The sequence below is a fragment of the Sphaerisporangium sp. NPDC049002 genome (assembly GCF_040649355.1).
Classification (GTDB): Bacteria; Actinomycetota; Actinomycetes; order Streptosporangiales; family Streptosporangiaceae; genus Sphaerisporangium.
In genome coordinates this window covers 1-1,417 of sequence record NZ_JBEZFH010000451.1, presented here as the reverse complement: position 1 = coordinate 1,417, position 1,417 = coordinate 1, and the positions used below count along the sequence as shown (strand labels likewise).

The 1,417-nt window shown below is 71.1% G+C and carries 2 protein-coding genes; both read left to right on the top strand.

What is annotated here, in order from left to right:
• On the top strand, window positions 1–369 hold a 369-nt coding region (locus AB0B89_RS36445; RefSeq protein ID WP_358562361.1), incomplete at its 5' end, for a methionine adenosyltransferase domain-containing protein.
• An 8-nt stretch (window positions 370–377) separates the two neighbouring features.
• The coding region (locus tag AB0B89_RS36440) for a homocysteine S-methyltransferase family protein (RefSeq protein WP_358562358.1) at window positions 378–1,417 on the top strand (1,040 nt) is incomplete at its 3' end.

The window sequence follows — 1,417 nt, the reverse complement described above, 5'->3', positions numbered from 1 at the left end:
GGCGGCGCGTTCTCCGGCAAGGACCCGTCCAAGGTCGACCGCTCGGCGGCGTACGCCATGCGGTGGGTCGCCAAGAACGTCGTGGCCGCCGGGCTCGCCGACCGCGCCGAGGTGCAGGTGGCGTACGCCATCGGCAAGGCGCACCCGGTCGGGGTGTTCGTGGAGACCTTCGGCACCGAGAAGGTCGACGTCGAGAAGATCCAGCAGGCGATCCTCCAGGTCTTCGACCTGCGCCCGGCCGCGATCATCCGCGACCTCGACCTGCTCCGCCCGATCTACTCGGCCACCTCCGCGTACGGCCACTTCGGCCGCGAGGGATTCTCCTGGGAGTCCACCGACCGCGCCGACGCTCTCCGCCAAGCCCTCTAGGAGGCGCCATGACAACCTTCCGCGAGCTTCTGGCCCAGCGTGTCCTGGTCGCGGACGGGGCCATGGGGACGATGCTGCAGGCCTTCGACCCGTCCCTCGCCGACTTCGAGGGCCACGAGGGCTGCAACGAGGTGCTCAACGTGACCCGCCCCGACATCGTTCGGGGCGTGCACGACGCCTACTTCGAGGTGGGCGTCGACTGCGTGGAGACCAACACCTTCGGCGCCAACCTCGCCGCCCTGGGGGAGTACGACATCCCCGGCCGCGTCTACGAGTTCTCCGAAGCGGGCGCCCGGCTGGCCCGTGAACGGGCCGACCACTGGTCGACCGGCGAGCGGCCCAGGTTCGTGCTGGGTTCGATGGGTCCGGGAACCAAGCTCCCCACTCTCGGGCACCTTCCGTACGAGAGGCTGCGCGACGCCTACCGTGACAACGCCGCCGGTCTGATCGCCGGGGGCGCCGACGCGCTGATCATCGAGACCTGCCAGGACCTGCTGCAGGTCAAGGCGGCGGTCGTCGGGGCACGGCGCGCGATCGAGGCGGCCGGGCGTGACGTGCCGATCATCGCGCAGGTGACGATCGAGTCCAACGGCGCGATGCTGCTGGGCTCGGAGATCGGCGCCGCGCTGACCGCCATCGAGCCCCTCGGGGTCGACGTGATCGGGCTCAACTGCGCGACCGGCCCGGCCGAGATGAGCGAGCACCTGCGCTACCTCGCCAGGCACAGCCGCGCGCGGCTGTCGTGCATGCCCAACGCGGGCCTGCCGGTGCTGACCGCCGACGGCGCCTACTACCCGCTGGCCCCGGAGGAACTGGCCGCAGCGCACGACGGCTTCACCCGTGAGTACGGGCTGGCGCTGGTCGGCGGGTGCTGCGGCACCACCCCCGAGCATCTGCGCCGGGTGGTCGAGCGGGTCCGTGGCCGTGAGCAGGCCGAGCGCCGCCCCCGTCCGGAGGCGGGTGCGGCGTCGTTGTACCAGCATGTGCCGTTCCGTCAGGACACCTCGTATCTGGCGATCGGTGAGCGTACCAACGCCAATGGGTCGAA